General features: G+C 60.3%; 1 pseudogene. It reads left to right on the top strand.

The annotated features are described in order from the left end of the window. A pseudogene (locus tag Q4528_RS16675) lies at nt 1-229 on the top strand (serine hydroxymethyltransferase); the annotation flags it as partial.

Raw genomic sequence — 229 nt, forward strand, 5'->3', positions numbered from 1 at the left:
CTATTATGGCGGGTGCGACTGGGTGGATGTGGCCGAAAATCTGGCAATTGCCCGCGCCAAGGAACTGTTTGGCTGTGAATTCGCCAATGTTCAGCCCAACTCGGGATCGCAGGCCAACCAGGGCGTCTATCAGGCGTTGATCCAACCGGGTGACACCATCCTTGGCATGTCGCTCGACGCGGGTGGCCACCTGACCCATGGTGCGCGCCCCAACCAATCGGGCAAATGG

It is taken from the genome of Staphylococcus pasteuri (assembly GCF_030547725.1).
In the GTDB taxonomy this organism is placed as follows: domain Bacteria; phylum Bacillota; class Bacilli; order Staphylococcales; family Staphylococcaceae; genus Staphylococcus; species Staphylococcus pasteuri.